The 15886-nt window shown below is 57.0% G+C and carries 18 protein-coding genes and 1 tRNA gene; 8 read left to right on the top strand and 11 right to left on the bottom strand.

The window, feature by feature from the left end:
• Positions 1-38 precede the first annotated feature (38 nt).
• Positions 39-572, top strand: a complete 534-nt coding sequence (gene blc / locus ACJ8IP_RS14140; protein WP_042783507.1) for an outer membrane lipoprotein Blc — start codon at positions 39-41, stop codon at positions 570-572.
• Here the strand turns inward: blc and sugE are convergent.
• The 4 genes from sugE to efp form a co-directional block, all read right to left on the bottom strand.
• Positions 566-883, bottom strand: a complete 318-nt coding sequence (gene sugE / locus ACJ8IP_RS14135; RefSeq protein ID WP_033641610.1) for a quaternary ammonium compound efflux SMR transporter SugE — start codon at positions 881-883, stop codon at positions 566-568. The genes blc and sugE overlap by 7 nt on opposite strands.
• A gap of 192 nt (positions 884-1075) precedes the next feature.
• Complete coding sequence (locus ACJ8IP_RS14130) at positions 1076-1207, bottom strand: entericidin A/B family lipoprotein (protein ID WP_004929668.1); 132 nt, start codon at positions 1205-1207, stop codon at positions 1076-1078.
• 120 nt (positions 1208-1327) lie between these two features.
• On the bottom strand, positions 1328-1459 hold the full coding sequence (locus ACJ8IP_RS14125; protein ID WP_004929667.1) for an entericidin A/B family lipoprotein: 132 nt from the start codon (positions 1457-1459) through the stop codon (positions 1328-1330).
• Positions 1460-1529: 70 nt separating this feature from the next.
• Entirely contained in the window at positions 1530-2096 is a 567-nt protein-coding gene (efp, locus tag ACJ8IP_RS14120; protein WP_004929666.1) for an elongation factor P, read from the bottom strand.
• Positions 2097-2138: 42 nt separating this feature from the next.
• Here efp and epmB point away from each other — a divergent pair, with 42 nt between their 5' ends.
• The gene (gene epmB / locus ACJ8IP_RS14115; protein ID WP_042783506.1) at positions 2139-3167 is read left to right on the top strand and encodes an EF-P beta-lysylation protein EpmB; all 1029 of its coding nucleotides are present in this window, start codon (positions 2139-2141) and stop codon (positions 3165-3167) included.
• An 87-nt stretch (positions 3168-3254) separates the two neighbouring features.
• Here the strand turns inward: epmB and ACJ8IP_RS14110 are convergent, their stop codons facing one another.
• From ACJ8IP_RS14110 to ACJ8IP_RS14095, 4 genes are all read right to left on the bottom strand, one after another.
• Positions 3255-3599, bottom strand: coding sequence for a DUF4156 domain-containing protein (locus ACJ8IP_RS14110; RefSeq protein WP_025305007.1), 345 nt, complete (start codon positions 3597-3599; stop codon positions 3255-3257).
• Between the two features lie 368 nt (positions 3600-3967).
• The gene (groL, locus tag ACJ8IP_RS14105) at positions 3968-5614 is read right to left on the bottom strand and encodes a chaperonin GroEL (RefSeq protein WP_004929662.1); all 1647 of its coding nucleotides are present in this window, start codon (positions 5612-5614) and stop codon (positions 3968-3970) included.
• A 44-nt stretch (positions 5615-5658) separates the two neighbouring features.
• Positions 5659-5952, bottom strand: coding sequence for a co-chaperone GroES (locus ACJ8IP_RS14100; RefSeq protein ID WP_004929661.1), 294 nt, complete (start codon positions 5950-5952; stop codon positions 5659-5661).
• A 189-nt stretch (positions 5953-6141) separates the two neighbouring features.
• Complete coding sequence (locus tag ACJ8IP_RS14095; RefSeq protein WP_004929660.1) at positions 6142-6630, bottom strand: FxsA family protein; 489 nt, start codon at positions 6628-6630, stop codon at positions 6142-6144.
• Between the two features lie 369 nt (positions 6631-6999).
• On the opposite strand from ACJ8IP_RS14095, the gene aspA reads away from it, so the two are divergent.
• The 6 genes from aspA (at position 7000) to ACJ8IP_RS14065 (ending at position 12971) form a co-directional block, all read left to right on the top strand.
• On the top strand, positions 7000-8436 hold the full coding sequence (aspA, locus tag ACJ8IP_RS14090; protein WP_004929659.1) for an aspartate ammonia-lyase: 1437 nt from the start codon (positions 7000-7002) through the stop codon (positions 8434-8436).
• Positions 8437-8685: 249 nt separating this feature from the next.
• On the top strand, positions 8686-9987 hold the full coding sequence (locus ACJ8IP_RS14085; protein ID WP_033641606.1) for an anaerobic C4-dicarboxylate transporter: 1302 nt from the start codon (positions 8686-8688) through the stop codon (positions 9985-9987).
• Between the two features lie 109 nt (positions 9988-10096).
• Positions 10097-10420 (top strand): divalent cation tolerance protein CutA, encoded by a 324-nt coding sequence (gene cutA, locus ACJ8IP_RS14080; protein ID WP_042783505.1) that lies wholly within the window; start codon positions 10097-10099, stop codon positions 10418-10420.
• On the top strand, positions 10396-12120 hold the full coding sequence (locus tag ACJ8IP_RS14075; protein ID WP_164106774.1) for a protein-disulfide reductase DsbD: 1725 nt from the start codon (positions 10396-10398) through the stop codon (positions 12118-12120). Before cutA ends, ACJ8IP_RS14075 begins: the two co-directional genes overlap by 25 nt.
• A 39-nt stretch (positions 12121-12159) precedes the next feature.
• Positions 12160-12735, top strand: coding sequence for a division control transcriptional repressor DicD (dicD, locus tag ACJ8IP_RS14070; RefSeq protein WP_004929655.1), 576 nt, complete (start codon positions 12160-12162; stop codon positions 12733-12735).
• A gap of 160 nt (positions 12736-12895) precedes the next feature.
• Positions 12896-12971, top strand: a tRNA-Phe gene (locus ACJ8IP_RS14065).
• 774 nt (positions 12972-13745) lie between these two features.
• Here ACJ8IP_RS14065 and ACJ8IP_RS14060 read toward each other — a convergent pair.
• The 3 genes from ACJ8IP_RS14060 to ACJ8IP_RS14050 all read right to left on the bottom strand — a co-directional run bounded on the left by ACJ8IP_RS14060 (position 13746) and on the right by ACJ8IP_RS14050 (position 15627).
• Positions 13746-14030, bottom strand: a complete 285-nt coding sequence (locus ACJ8IP_RS14060; protein WP_164107435.1) for a hypothetical protein — start codon at positions 14028-14030, stop codon at positions 13746-13748.
• A gap of 137 nt (positions 14031-14167) precedes the next feature.
• A complete protein-coding gene (locus tag ACJ8IP_RS14055; RefSeq protein ID WP_164107433.1) occupies positions 14168-14704 on the bottom strand; it encodes a helix-turn-helix transcriptional regulator in 537 nt (178 codons plus the stop codon).
• Between the two features lie 140 nt (positions 14705-14844).
• Complete coding sequence (locus ACJ8IP_RS14050; protein ID WP_442524431.1) at positions 14845-15627, bottom strand: MrpH family fimbial adhesin; 783 nt, start codon at positions 15625-15627, stop codon at positions 14845-14847.
• Positions 15628-15886 lie beyond the last annotated feature (259 nt).

The raw sequence follows: 15886 nt of genomic DNA, 5'->3' as shown, positions 1-15886 counted from the left end.
TACACTGTCTACTCGCCCCCGGTAAACAGGAGTCACCGATGCGTTTATGGTCAAAGCTTTGCGTCATGCTTTCCGCCCTGCTCTCCGTCGCCTGCAGCGTCTCCCCGCCTAAAGACATCAAGGTCGTGAACAATTTCGACAGCCAGCGCTATCTCGGCACCTGGTATGAGATCGCACGTCTGGATCATCGTTTTGAACGCGGTTTGCAGCAGGTGACCGCCCATTACAGCCCGCGCGCCGACGGCGGACTGAACGTCATCAATCGCGGCTTCAATCCGCAAAAACAGCAATGGCAAGAAAGCGAAGGCAAAGCCTACTTTATCGGTTCACCGCAGATCGCGGCGCTGAAAGTGTCGTTCTTCGGCCCTTTCTATGGCGGCTACAACGTGATTGCCCTGGATCCGGCGTATGGCTACGCGCTGGTTTGCGGCCCGAACCGCGACTATCTGTGGATCCTGTCGCGCACGCCGACGCTTGACGCCGCCGTGCGCGACCGTTTATTGCAGACAGCCAAAGGCTACGGTTTCGCCACCGACAAGCTGATCTGGGTGCAGCAGTCCGCCGATCACTGACTGCTGAACTTCAGCCCGAGTATGCCGACCACGATCAGGCACAGGCTGATGATGCGCGCGATATTGGTCGATTCGCCCAACAGCACCATGCCCATGATGGCCGCGCCCACCGCGCCGATGCCGGTCCACACCGCGTAGGCGGTGCCGGCGGGCAGCGTTTTCATGGCGTTGGCCAACAGCAACATGCTGACCACCATCGCGGCGATGGTGATGATGCTCGGCGTCAGCCGGGTAAAACCGTGGGTGTATTTCAGACCGATAGCCCAAACCACTTCGAGCAAACCGGCGATAAGCAGAATAATCCAGGCCATGAGACGGCCTCCCTACCACTGGGGTCGTCCCCGATAAAATGACGCGTAAACGGGTCGTCCCGTTTAGCGAGGTGATGCATGACGGGTAACCTCACCCGCACTGCGGCAGGATAGCAGCAGCGTTAACGCTCAGGCAAGGGATAGAAATGTGGCGGCTCTCCGCAGCCGGAACGCCGCCGGGTGGAATGCGGATTATTCCGCGCTGCGCTGAATAGCCTTGCCGCCGGCCTGAATGTCTTCACCCACACCGCGGGTGGTATTGCAGGCGGTCAGCGAGCTCAAAATCATCAAAGAGAAGATCGCGATAATACTTTTCTTCAGCATAAGAAAGTCCTTATTTGTCGTTGATGAAAAAGTACGGCTTTCTAAGCGTAGTCAAAATTGACGGAGGGTGTGGGATCGTGACCGGCTTTGTGGCGCAAATACATCGGGTTAAAGGCAGGATCAGCTGGCCGTGCGGGAGATGGCGCCGCCGAGATGCTGAACGTCTTCGCCGAAACCGCGAAACGTATTGCAACTGCTGAGGGAGAAAAGGAACAACAGGGAGAGCACGGCCAACAGCGTTTTCTTGAACATGCGGATTTTCTGCCAACGAACGGGGATGGGATAAAACAGAGGAACCGCGGGGGTTCCTCTGTTTTGAAACTTACTTAACGCGAGAGACGTATTCGCCAGAGCGAGTGTCAACCTTGATCACTTCGCCGATCTGGACGAACAACGGCACTTTTACCACGGCGCCGGTGCTCAGGGTAGCCGGCTTGCCGCCAGTCCCTGCGGTATCGCCTTTCAGGCCAGGATCGGTATCGGTGATTTCCGCTTCGATGAAGTTCGGCGGCTGAACGGCGATTGGACGGCCATCCCACAGGGTGATGATGCACTCTGCGTTATCCTGCAGCCATTTGGCCGCGTCGCCGACGGTTTTGCCGTCAACCTGATGCTGTTCGAAAGACTCAGGGTGCATGAAGTGGTAGAACTCACCGTCGCTGTACAGGTAGTTCATGTTGGTGTCCATCACGTCTGCGCCTTCGCAAGAATCGGTAGACTTGAAGGTTTTTTCCACGCGGGTGCCGGTCAGCAGACGGCGCATTTTCACGCGCGCGAACGCCTGGCCTTTGCCCGGCTTAACGAACTCACTGGCTTCGACGGCGTAAGGTTCGCCCTCGAACATGATTTTAAGACCCGGACGGAAATCGTTGCTAGAATAAGTCGCCATGATGGCCCTCTGAATATTTGAACTGGTAGCTTAGCCAAAAAAATGGCACACATTATAACCCAAAGTACGGCACATAGAGAAGATTGGTTGCATCAACTCGCCGATGTTATTACCGATCCCGATGAATTACTGCAGCTTTTGTCACTGAATACGCACCCGGAACTGCCGCAGGGGCGCGATGCCCGTCGGCTGTTTGCCCTGCGCGTGCCGCGCGCCTTCGCTGCGCGCATGCGCCCCGGCGATGCCAACGACCCGCTGCTGCGCCAGGTGCTGACCGCCAGAGAGGAGTTCATCAACGCCCCAGGGTTCACCACCGATCCGCTGGATGAACAGCGCAGCGTGGTGCCAGGCCTGCTGCACAAATACCGCAATCGCGCGCTGCTGCTGGTCAAAGGCGGCTGTGCGGTCAACTGCCGTTACTGTTTCCGCCGTCACTTCCCCTATCAGGATAATCAGGGCAATAAGAACAACTGGCGGCAGGCGCTGGATTATATCCGCCAACACCCGGAACTGGACGAGATCATTTTTTCCGGCGGCGATCCGCTGATGGCCAAAGACAGCGAGCTGGAGTGGCTGGTCGGCGAGCTGGAGGCCATTCCGCACCTGAAACGCCTGCGCATTCACACCCGTCTGCCGGTGGTGATCCCGGCGCGCATTACGCCGGCGCTGTGCCGCCTGCTGTCGGCCTCGCGCCTGCAGGTGCTGATGGTCACCCACATCAACCACGCCAACGAAATCGACCGCGAGCTGCAGAGCGCCATGGCCCAGCTGCGCCTCGCCGGCGTCACGCTGCTCAACCAGAGCGTGCTGCTGCGCGACGTCAACGACGATGCCGATACGCTGGCGGCGCTCAGCAACGCGCTGTTCGACGCCGGCATCCTGCCCTATTACATCCACGTGCTGGACAAAGTGCAGGGCGCGGCGCATTTCATGGTCAGCGACGATGAAGCGCGCGTCATCATGCAGGCGCTGCTGAGCAAGGTGTCCGGTTATCTGGTGCCGCGCCTGACGCGTGAAGTGGGCGGCGAACCGAGCAAAACGCCGATCGACCTGCGCCTGATGCAGGAGTGACGCGCGCCACAGGGCTCGACGAAACGAAAAGAGGAATGCCGTGGCATTCCTCTTTTTTATCTCTTCGCGGCGTTAGGCCTCAGCGCCTTACGGGCACTTGTAAACCTGGCCGACCATTTTGCTGTCCAGCGGCGCGAAGCTGGAGAGCAGGTTCTGGCTTGGGCTGTTGGCGCCGTAAATGACGTTGCCGCCCATCGCCGCTGCCTTGTTGCGCAGATCGTTGGCCGCACCGCGCATGGAGCTGCCTTCACCGCCGTTGCCGGACAGCCAGTTGCTCTGGGTGCCGGTCACTTCCCCCAGCAGCTGGCATTCCGCCGCCGGCTTGCTGTCGGTGAACTTGATCTGCTGACCCGCAGCGGTCAGTTCATGAGTGGTGCTGCAACCCGCCAGCAGCATCGCTGCCGAAAGACCCAGTAAGGCTTTAATCCGCATCTTGTTCCCCATTCGATGTTGAGAATTACGCAAAATCTTCTACCCGTCGCCTTTCAAGCTGTAGCGTTGTTGACTGCACTCGCTCACCCCAGTTACTTACTCAAGTAAGCGCCTGGGGACTCACGAGCTGGCCGCCTAGCTACAACTTGAAATTCATAGGGTATATCAGAAAGCGATGCCATCTCTTAAGCATCCGTTGCCACGCGAGCGGGCCAACGTCTTGAGCGACAGCTGATGACTTACCAGTTTACCAGCTAAATCGCCCCGGGCGGCAAAAATATCATCAAATACAGTGCGGCGGCGCTCAGGCATAAAAAAACCCCGGTCATTTGACCGGGGCTTTCAGCACACAAGCGTGTGGGGGATGATTACATCATGCCGCCCATGCCGCCCATGCCACCCATGCCGCCTGCTGCGCCCAGATCCGGCGCGTCAGCCTTCGGCAGGTCGGTAACCATGCATTCGGTGGTGATCATCAGGCCAGCCACGGAAGCCGCGTACTGCAGAGCAGAACGGGTCACTTTGGTTGGATCCAGGATACCCATCGCGATCATGTCGCCGTATTCTTCAGAGTAAGCGTTGTAGCCGTAGCTGCCTTCGCCCGCTTTCACCTGGTTGGCGATAACGGAAGCTTCTTCACCGGCGTTGACCACGATCTGACGCAGAGGGGCTTCCATTGCGCGCAGCGCAACTTTGATACCCACGTTCTGGTCTTCGTTGTCGCCTTTCAGCGCGGCGATTTTGCCTGCAACGCGGATCAGCGCTACGCCGCCGCCGGCAACCACGCCTTCTTCCACTGCGGCGCGGGTCGCGTGCAGGGCGTCTTCAACGCGGGCTTTCTTCTCTTTCATTTCAACTTCAGTGGCTGCGCCAACCTTGATAACGGCAACGCCGCCGGCCAGTTTCGCTACGCGCTCCTGCAGTTTTTCACGATCGTAGTCAGAGGTCGCTTCTTCGATCTGCTGACGGATCTGAGCAACGCGGCCCTGGATGGTCGCTTCGTCGCCCACGCCATCGATGATGATGGTGGTGTCTTTGTTGATGACAACGCGTTTCGCCTGACCCAGGTCTTCCAGGGTGGCTTTTTCCAGCTCCAGACCGATCTCTTCAGAGATAACGGTACCGGCAGTCAGGGTAGCGATGTCCTGCAGCATGGCTTTACGACGGTCGCCGAAGCCAGGTGCCTTAACGGCAGCCACTTTCACGATGCCGCGCATGGTGTTGACCACCAGGGTCGCCAGCGCTTCACCTTCAACGTCTTCAGCGATGATCAGCAGCGGTTTGCCTGCTTTGGCAACGGCTTCCAGCACCGGCAGCATTTCGCGGATGTTGGAGATCTTCTTGTCAGCCAGCAGGATGAACGGGCTTTCCAGCTCAACAGAACCGGTTTCCGGCTTGTTGATGAAGTATGGGGACAGGTAACCGCGATCGAACTGCATACCTTCAACCACGTCCAGCTCGTCTTGCAGGCCGGTGCCTTCTTCAACGGTGATAACGCCTTCTTTGCCCACTTTCTCCATCGCTTCCGCGATCAGTTTACCCACGGTTTCGTCGGAGTTGGCGGAGATGGTGCCGACCTGAGCGATAGCTTTGGAGTCGGAGCAAGGCACGGACAGTTTTTTCAGTTCTTCAACCGCAGCGACAACCGCTTTGTCGATGCCGCGCTTCAGATCCATCGGGTTCATGCCTGCAGCAACCGCTTTCAGGCCTTCGGTGATGATGGATTGAGCCAGTACGGTTGCAGTGGTGGTGCCGTCGCCCGCCGCGTCGTTCGCTTTGGAGGCCACTTCTTTCACCATCTGTGCGCCCATGTTCTCGAACTTGTCTTCCAGTTCGATTTCACGCGCAACGGAAACGCCGTCTTTGGTGATGGTCGGCGCGCCGAAAGATTTATCCAGCACTACGTTGCGGCCTTTCGGGCCCAGGGTCACTTTTACTGCATCAGCGAGAACATTCACGCCGCGGAGCATTTTCACGCGAGCGTCATTGCCGAATTTTACGTCTTTAGCTGCCATTGGTATTTCCCTTCAACTCGTTCAGTTCAGAAGATAAAGCGCAATTACGCTTCAACAATTGCCAGAATGTCGCTTTCGGACATGATCAACACTTCTTCATTGTCGATCTTCTCTGCTTTCACGCCGTAGCCGTCGTTGAAAATCACGATATCGCCAACTTTCACATCCAGCGGTTGGATGTTGCCGTTTTCCAGCACACGCCCTTTACCCACTGCAACCACTTCACCGCGAGTGGATTTACCCGCAGCAGAGCCAGTCAGGACGATGCCGCCAGCAGATTTTGATTCAACTTCTTTGCGCTTGACGATAACGCGGTCATGCAATGGACGAATACTCATTGAACGCTCTCCTGTAAGAAGGTCTCTATCAGATTTAGGGTTGTACACCGGATGGTTGTTATTACCGGCCTCGTGGCATTTGAGATGGGGGCGTTCCAGCCCCCTTCAAGGGGGCGAACAAAAAAAATTTCGCATTTTTGGTCCGACGAGTGCCGCAGAGATGAAAAACGCGGCCAGAGCCGCGTTTGCTTAACGATCGTGAGGTTTGCGATCCTCGTCCGGGCGGTGTTCCAGCACCGGGCGTTCGTCGTCCTTGCGCTGGAATTCGCCGTCGAAGGTATTGCCGTTGGCGGCGTCGCCGCCCGTCCAACCGCCGGGGCGATACACCGACAGGTGCGGCATCAGTTTCAGCGTCAGCGATTTTTGCACCGGCGGCAGCAGCAGCAACAGGCCGAGGAAATCGGTGAAGAAACCCGGTATCAGCAGCAGGAAGCCCGCCAGCACCAGCGAAACGCTTTTCACCATTTCCGCCGCCGGGCTTTCGCCGGCCGCCAGTTTTTGCTGCATCTGCACGAAGGTTTTCATGCCCTGATTGCGCACCAGCGAAATGCCGACGCAGGAGCTGAACACCACCAGCAGCAGGGTGACAGCCACGCCGAGCACGGCGGCGACTTTGATAAAGATGGATATTTCTATGTAAGCCAGCAGAAATATCAGCAGTAGCGGTAACCAGCGCACCTGGTTCTCCTATCGGTAGGTAAGGCACGGCCGCCACGGGGCGACGGCGCGAAAAAAGAGGCCGTAAACGGCCGACACTATTACAATGAGGGCATCCCCCCACCATTTCAACCGAGAGCCGGTTTTTATTGCTAAAGTTCACAAACGTGAAAGAAGTCACAGAACCGAAAAAGGGCATATCCTTAAACACCATAAGGTGATCTGGATTCAGTCATTTCTTACCAACCAGCATATGATCTGGGCAGCTACGGGCGATTTGGTTAATCGTTTCACGCCCCAAGCCTTCGGCAATATTAATTTAGGCTGTGCCCTTACTAGCCTTGACCTGACAAATTATTAATTCGGCAGCAACACATAGAGAAGGTTCTCATGTCAAACAACATTCGTATCGAAGAAGACCTGTTAGGAACACGTGAAGTCCCCGCAGACGCTTACTACGGAGTTCACACTCTGCGTGCGATTGAAAACTTCTACATCAGCAACAGCAAAATCAGCGATGTCCCCGAGTTCGTTCGCGGCATGGTGATGGTGAAAAAGGCCGCGGCGATGGCCAACAAAGAACTCAAAACCATCCCGCGCAAAATCGCCGACGTGATCATCCAGGCCTGCGACGAGGTGCTGGATAAAGGCAAGTGCATGGATCAGTTCCCGGTGGACGTATTCCAGGGCGGCGCGGGCACCTCGCTGAACATGAACACCAACGAAGTGCTGGCGAACATCGGCCTGGAGCTGATGGGCCATCAAAAAGGCGAATACCAGTACCTGAACCCGAACGATCACCTCAATAAATGCCAGTCCACCAACGACGCCTACCCGACCGGGTTCCGCATCGCGGTGTACGCCTCCAACCAGAAACTGATCGACGCCATCAACCAGCTGCGCGAAGGCTTCGATCGCAAGGCGAAAGAGTTCGAAACCATCCTGAAAATGGGCCGCACCCAGCTGCAGGACGCGGTGCCGATGACCCTCGGCCAGGAATTCCACGCCTTCAGCGTGCTGCTGAACGAAGAGACCCGCAACCTGCACCGCACCGCGGAGCTGCTGCTGGAAGTGAACCTCGGCGCCACCGCCATCGGCACCGCGCTCAACACCCCGGAAGGCTACCAGCCGCTGGCGGTGCAAAAACTGGCGGAAGTCAGCGGCCTGCCGGTGGTGCCGGCGGAAGACCTGATCGAAGCCACCTCCGACTGCGGCGCCTACGTGATGGTGCACAGCGCGCTCAAACGCCTGGCGGTAAAACTGTCCAAAATCTGTAACGACCTGCGCCTGCTCTCCTCCGGCCCGCGAGCCGGCCTGAACGAAATCAACCTGCCGGAGCTGCAGGCAGGATCGTCCATCATGCCGGCCAAAGTGAACCCGGTGGTGCCGGAAGTGGTCAATCAGGTGTGTTTCAAGGTGATTGGCAACGACACTTGCGTTACCATGGCGGCCGAAGCGGGCCAGCTGCAGCTGAACGTGATGGAGCCGGTGATCGGCCAGGCGATGTTCGAGTCGATCCACATCCTGACCAACGCCTGCTACAACCTGCTGGAAAAATGCATTAACGGCATCACCGCGAATAAAGAAGTCTGCGAACACTACGTCTTCAACTCGATCGGTATCGTCACCTATCTGAACCCGTTCATCGGCCACCATAACGGTGACATCGTCGGGAAGATCTGCGCCGAAACCGGCAAGAGCGTGCGCGAAGTGGTGCTGGAACGCGGCCTGCTGACCGAAGCCGAGCTGGATGACATCTTCTCCGTGGAGAACCTGATGCACCCGGCCTATAAAGCCAAACGCTATACGGATGAAAATGAACAATAACAGACCTACCCGGTAGCCCTGAAAGGCACGCTAAATCCTCTGGATAGCGTGCCTTTTTACTTTTAGGCGCCCACAAAATTTTAACGTTTTATTTTCAATTTACACCCTAAATCATTGGGACTGCATCAAGGCGGCAAGAGCGCAAGTCCCCAGGAGCTTACTCAAGTAAGTGACTGGGGTGAGCGCTCGCAGCCAACACCGATGCAGTTTCAAGGATGACGGGAAATCTCATTTTAAGGAGTAAACACTATGCTAGCCGTAGAATTGGTTATCGTTCTGCTGGCCATCTTTTTAGGGGCCAGATTGGGCGGTATCGGTATCGGGTTCGCGGGGGGACTGGGCGTATTGGCGCTGGCGCTGATCGGCGTCAAACCGGGCAACATTCCCTTCGACGTGATTTCCATCATCATGGCGGTGATTGCGGCGATCTCCGCCATGCAGGTCGCCGGGGGGATGGACTACCTGGTGCAGCAGACCGAAAAACTGCTGCGCAAGAACCCCAAGCACATTACCATTCTCGCCCCTATCGTCACCTACTTCCTGACCATCTTCGCCGGCACCGGCAATATCTCACTCTCGGCGCTGCCGGTGATCGCCGAGGTGGCGAAAGAACAGGGCATCAAGCCTTGCCGCCCGCTGTCGACCGCCGTGGTCTCCGCCCAGATCGCCATCACCGCCTCGCCAATCTCCGCCGCGGTGGTGTACATGTCTTCGGTGATGGAGGGCCACGGCGTCAGCTACCTGCACCTGCTGATGGTGGTGATCCCGTCCACCTTCTGCGCGGTGCTGTTGATGTCGCTGCTGGTGACCTGGCTGTTCGATTCCAAGCTGTCTAACGATCCGGTGTACCTGAAACGCCTGGAAGAAGGCCTGATCACCCTGCGCGGCAACAACGCGCTGGCGATCAAACCACGTGCCAAAACCTCGGTGCTGCTGTTCCTGCTCGGCGTGCTGTGCGTGGTCGCCTACGCCATCATCAACAGCCCGGGCCTGGGTCTGGTGGCCAAGCCGCTGATGAACACCACCAACGCCATTCTGATCATCATGCTGAGCGTCGCCACGCTGACCACCCTGCTGTGCCGCGTCGACACCGACATGGTGCTGAACTCCAGCACCTTCAAGGCCGGCATGAGCGCCTGTATCTGTATCCTCGGCGTCGCCTGGCTGGGCGATACTTTCGTCCAGGCCAACATCGATTGGATCAAAGAGACGGCCGGCAGCGTCATTCAGGCGCACCCGTGGCTGCTGGCGGTGATCTTCTTCTTCTGCTCAGCGCTGCTGTACTCGCAGGCCGCCACCGCCAAGGCGCTGATGCCGATGGCGCTGGCGCTGAACGTGTCGCCGCTGACCGCCGTCGCCTCCTTCGCCGCCGTTTCCGGCCTGTTCATCCTGCCGACCTACCCGACGTTGGTCGCCGCGGTGCAGATGGACGATACCGGCACCACGCGCATCGGCCGCTTCGTGTTCAACCACCCGTTCTTCATTCCCGGCACCATGGGCGTGATTTTCGCGGTGGTATTCGGCTTCCTGCTCGGCAGCGTCATGCTGTAAGGCGTCGACCGGGGCTGCGGCCCCGGTTTTCTTTCTGGCGATAAACTCGCCTTCTAGCCAATCCGCCTTCAGGGTATAGTGCCCATTCGAACCGATGAGAGGGCTGAAGATGTCTGATTGCGAAGCTGTCGTCATACTCTGTACCGCACCCGATGAAGCCAGCGCCCAGGAACTGGCGGCGCGGGTCTTGGGCGATAAGCTGGCGGCCTGCGCCACGCTGCTGCCCGGCGCCACCTCGCTGTATTACTGGGAAGGGAAGCTGGAACAGGAATACGAAGTGCAGATGCTGTTCAAAAGCGATCGCCGCCGTCAGCAAGCCCTGCTCGACACCCTGAAACAACATCACCCTTACCAGACGCCTGAGCTGCTGGTCTTGCCGGTGATGGCCGGAGATAAAGACTACCTGTTATGGATCAACGCTTCATTAGACTGATTTTGCTGCTGTGCAGCCTGTGCTTCCTGCCGCAGGCGGCGCAGGCTTCTCTGTTCGCGCCGAAGGGCGGCAGCCAGTTCGTGCCCGTCGATCAGGCCTTCGCCTTCGATTTCAAACAGCAAGGCGGGCAGGTGACGCTGAACTGGCAGATCCGCCCCGGCTATTACCTGTATCGCCAGCAGATCAAACTGGTGCCGCAGCAGGCGACGCTCGGCGCCTTTACCCTGCCCGAAGGGTTAAACCACAAGGACGAGTTCTTCGGCGAAGTGGCGATTTTCAAACAGCAGCTGAATCTGCAGGTGCCGCTGCAACAGGCGGCGGCCAACGCCAGCCTCAGCGTCACCTATCAGGGCTGCGCCGAGGCCGGCTTCTGCTACCCGCCGGAAACCCGAACCATCCCGCTGGACGCGGTCAGCGCCACCGCAGCCGCGCCGCTCTCGGCGGCTGCCTCTGAGCCAGCCGAACAATCCGCAACACCGGCCAGCCTGCCGTTCTCGCCGCTGTGGGCATTGCTGATCGGTATCGGCATCGCCTTCACCCCCTGCGTACTGCCGATGTACCCGCTGATCTCCGGCATCATCCTCGGCCGCGACCGGCCGCAAAGCAGCGGCCGCATTCTGGCGCTGGCGGTGGTTTACGTGCAGGGCATGGCGCTCACCTACACCCTGCTGGGCTTGGTGGTGGCCGCCGCCGGATTGCAGTTCCAGGCGGCGCTGCAGCATCCTTACGTGCTGATTGGCCTGTCGGCGCTGTTCATCGCGCTGGCGCTGTCGATGTTCGGCCTCTATTCCCTGCAGCTGCCCTCGGCGCTGCAAACCCGGCTGGCAAACTGGAGCAACACCCAGCGCGGCGGCTCACTGACCGGCGTATTCCTGATGGGCGCGCTGGCTGGGCTGATCTGTTCCCCCTGCACCACCGCGCCGCTCAGCGCCATCCTGCTGTATATCGCCCAAAGCGGCGATCTGTGGGCCGGCGGCGGCACGCTGTACCTGTACGCGCTGGGGATGGGCATTCCGCTGGTGATCGTCACCCTGTTCGGCAACCGCCTGCTACCGCGCAGCGGCCCGTGGATGCAGTACGTGAAAGAGGCCTTCGGCTTCGTCATTCTGGCGCTGCCGGTGTTCCTGCTGGAGCGGGTGATCGGCGATCTGTGGGGCATGCGCCTGTGGAGCCTGCTCGGCCTGGCGTTCTTCGGCTGGGCCTTCGCCCTGAGCCTGAGAAGCGCGCGCGGCTGGGCGCGCGCCCTGCAACTGCTGTTGCTGGCGGCGGCGGTGATCGCCGCACGGCCGCTGCAGGACTGGGCTTTCGGCGCCGACCAGGCGCAGCAGGCGGCTCAGCCGCACCTGGCCTTTACCCGCATCAACAACGTCGCACAGCTCGATCTCGCGCTGCAACAGGCGCGGGGCAAGCCGGTGATGCTGGATCTGTACGCCGACTGGTGCGTGGCCTGTAAAGAGTTCGAAAAATATACCTTCAGCGATGCGGCAGTGCAGGCAAGCCTGGCCAACGCGGTGCTGCTGCAGGCGGATGTGACCGCCAACGGTGCGGAACAGGCGGCGCTGCTGAAGCACCTGCAGGTGCTGGGGCTGCCGACGATCCTGTTCTTCGATCCGGCGGGCCGCGAGCTGACGGCCGAGCGTGTCACCGGTTTTATGAAGGCAGAAGCCTTCAACGCGCATTTGCAGAAAGTGATGCGATAACTGACACTGAAGATCGGAAGCGAATGGGAGGAAGCACAAGTGCAACGTGAACACGTCCTTGATACCGCGCTGGGCCTGTTGGAACAACAGGGTCTGGCGACCGCCACATTAGAGATGCTGGCGGAAAAACTCGACGTTCAGCCCGGCGATCTCAAACGGTTCTGGCCGGATCGCGAAGCGCTGCTGTACGACTGCCTGCGCTACCACGGCCAGCAGATCGACACCTGGCGCCGCCAGCTGCTGCTGGACGAAAGCCTGAGCCCGCAGCAAAAACTGCTGGCGCGCTATGACGTGCTGGCGGAATACGTGCAGCAAGACCGCTACCCCGGCTGCCTGTTTATCGCCGCCTGCAGCTTCTTCCCGGAAACGGATCATCCGATCCACCAACTGGCTGAGCAACAGAAGCTGACCTCGCTGGAGCTGACCCGCGAGCTACTGCGCGACATGGATGCCGACGACGCCGACATGGTGGCGCAGCAAATGGAGCTGATTCAGGAAGGCTGTCTGAGCAAACTGCTGGTAAAACGCCAGCTCCAGGACGTATCGGTCGCCAAACGGCTGGCGGAAGACATCTTGCAGGTGGCGCAGTGCCGCCGCAACGGGGCGTTGAGCTGAATCGGCAGGGTTGGCAGCGCCACCAACCCGAGGCGATAGCCCCAACAGGCGCATTTTTTGCGCCCTTTGCCTGAAAAGCCAGCAACCGGAGGCATTTTCGCGTATTTCACGCATAAAGCCGTTGACGGCTTTCGGCCAATACGGTTTAATGCTGCCCGTTGCCCGGATAGCTCAGTCGGTAGAGCAGGGGATTGAAAATCCCCGTGTCCTTGGTTCGATTCCGAGTCCGGGCACCATATTTAGAGAACCCAGCCTATGGCTGGGTTTTTGCTTTTCAGGGACTGGACTCTCCATCGAACTGCGTTCGATTATTCGGCCAAGGGCCTCACCCTGCGGGCCAGCGCTAAAGCGCTGTTCAACACGGCGCCAGCGCCGGTTGTCCGAGTCCGGTCGCCCTATTTAGAAGAACCCGCCTATGGCGGGTTTTTCGCTTTCTGGGGTACGGACTCTCCATCGAACTACGTTCGATTATTCGGCCAAAGGCCTCACCCTGCGGGCCGGCGACACAGGCCGAATGCTCCCTTCTCTGCTTGCATCCCCCCAAAAACGTTGGCTCCAAGGGTAAGCGAATTGCCGCATTCTCGGCATTAGGCGTGAAAGTGGCCTCGCCAGGCGAGTAATGCCCAATTTCGTTGAGGCGGATACTCACTCTCTGGTAAAAAACGCTACCTCATACAATGTGCAGCAGCGTCAATGATGACGTAGTAATGCCAACCACCAGGAAGAATGGCCGTAGTCTTGGATAGACAACTGCCTTTTCTTCATCCGCTGCGCATGTTTGTAGAATGAATAGATGCTTAAACAGAACAAGAATATCGCAAAATAAAACAAATCCACTTCACCTTTCCCTTGGTGTAGATAATACCCAACGTAAATTACGCACAGCTACCATCACTGCCAACGATAATAATTCACCGAACTGATGCTTTGAGTCGGAACAACAGGCTATTTAATCAATAGTCACAAAAAAAGCAGGGAGGATAACCCTGCTTGTCATTTTAAAATCAATATTACTGACATAGCGGCAAGTACTTCTTCATAAACGGTGATTCACAGATCGCATTCATGACTTCGCCTTTATCTTTCTCTTTAGGCTTGGCGCCTGTATTGGTGTTACCTGCACATTGCCCGCCATTTTTCCCCTGGCCATTGATGCATTGACCAAAATCGCTATTGCCGGCTCCGCTGGCGTTGCCATGATTCCCCTGCACATTCTGATTGCCGTTAAAACCGGCGTGCGCATAAGACATCATCATGATGCCAGCGCCAATAAGTAAAGCCGCTGTCGTTTTCATAACTGTCCCTTTGTGTTATTTAGCAATTGAATAAAAAAACACTTAACATTCCCTTGGGGAATTTTAATCACAACTCATGATTTTTTAGCGTTATGAAGATATCAGATGAGAATAATTTAAATTATCCCCCATCACGGTTAGGAATACTCTGCCTCCGGTGATAACAACCAATAAATAAAATCATGGCTGCGATTTAGCATCAGTTTGCCCATCACCGAACGTTTATGGCTGTGCACCGTTTTAACGCTCACCCCCATCACCCTGGCGGTTTGCGATTGATCCAACCCGCGCCGTAAATAGCCGATAACCTGCCGCTCACGGGGAGTCAACAGCTTAGTGGGAAATCGACATACCGGCTTCGGATTAGCCAACGTCTCAGACAGCAGCGTAAACAGGCACTGTTGATCGTCGGTGCGGTACAGCACCCGGCTCGCGCGCCCGGAAGCAACGGTCTGCTTTTCCTTAATGGTGACGACATGCGCTCCGGAATAGGCGGCCCAACGCCGGGTGCGCCGGGCCGGGGAGGCCAGCACGATGTCAGGCCGTTCATCGCTGCCCGGCGGCAGGAAGTGCGCAACGTTATTATGCTGCTGTGCATATTTCACAATGCTTAACCGCAAGCCGGCGGCGAAATAGCGGTTCTCGTCATCGATGACGATATTGAGTGGTTTCATTATCCCCTCCTAATTTATCCATCATTCTATTTAGATCAAAAATTTAATAGAAACACGATTGACCGCGTCATTGCACCCGTCATTTTCACCCGTTGTTTCAATGCATTTTTAACTTATTTTTATAAGCCTAAGCTTATAAATCAGGGAAGAGTCAGCATAATGACCTTATACCCCTGAAAATCGCCGGTACCGCCTCTGTATCCGCTTAATGTTGACGTCAGCGTGAGGGTTTTCCCTTCAGGGCCAATCCGGTCTCGATAACCAGAACCAATATCGACACCATTTATTTTAAGATGGCTGATAATGCCACCACCAAGAGAGACGGAACCATTTTTATCCACAGCGATGATAGCCAAGCTAAATGCATTATTGCAGGCAACGCGAAATTGCTTCGCTGCAACACTCCCATTAACTGAGTTAGTGTTTATCGTGCCGTGATTCAGCTCGATATAAGCATCGGCAATGCTGCAATAGGTTGGATCTATTTGTGGTGCAAAGCATTCAAACTCGCCGCCTGGCAAAGGAACATAAGGGATCGACCCGGCACTATATACCGGATAAGCCAAACCCAGACAAGGCTCCTCGTATAGGCCGAATTGTGATTTAACTTCCCGATTGAGATAACCTTTCCGTGCAAATAGCTGGGCTAATTCCCCCATCGTATTTAGATCTGACGCCTCTGGCATATCCATGTAGCCAAAAGGATCTATATAATGTGAGCGGTCAGAGTACGTAAAAGCCAGTTTACAGGTACTGGTAAACCTGCAATTTTTTAATGGATTCCGCGCAGGATCGTACTCATCCCACCGAATTACCTTCACGATAAATCTCTTTTGAGACGGCGAGTATTGCGCATCGATCACCCAACTGGCAGCCGCCTGCGGCACGTGCAACAACAACCATAAAAAGAGTATTTTTTTCATCTTTCCTTCCCGTTATCGAGCTGGCGATTTTCACATTTACATTTCGGGGCACCGTCGTGGAGTCGCCTTCGTCGGTCATTACTGAGGCTAACCCCTCCTGCCCCGTAAAAGCGCGTCGGTGCACTCCGCCATAACGCTGTCGTTCAACACATCGCGGCCCGGTGGCAGGAAGTACGCGACTTTATTATGCTGCTGCACATATTCCGCAACGCCTAACCGCAACCCGGCGGTGAAATAACGGTGCTCGTCATCGACGATG

It is taken from the genome of Serratia sp. CY52157 (genome assembly GCF_052168495.1).
Classification (GTDB): domain Bacteria; phylum Pseudomonadota; class Gammaproteobacteria; order Enterobacterales; family Enterobacteriaceae; genus Serratia; species Serratia ureilytica.
The sequence above is the reverse complement of the archived record's forward strand: the minus strand, read 5'-3'. Positions and strand labels throughout refer to the sequence as shown.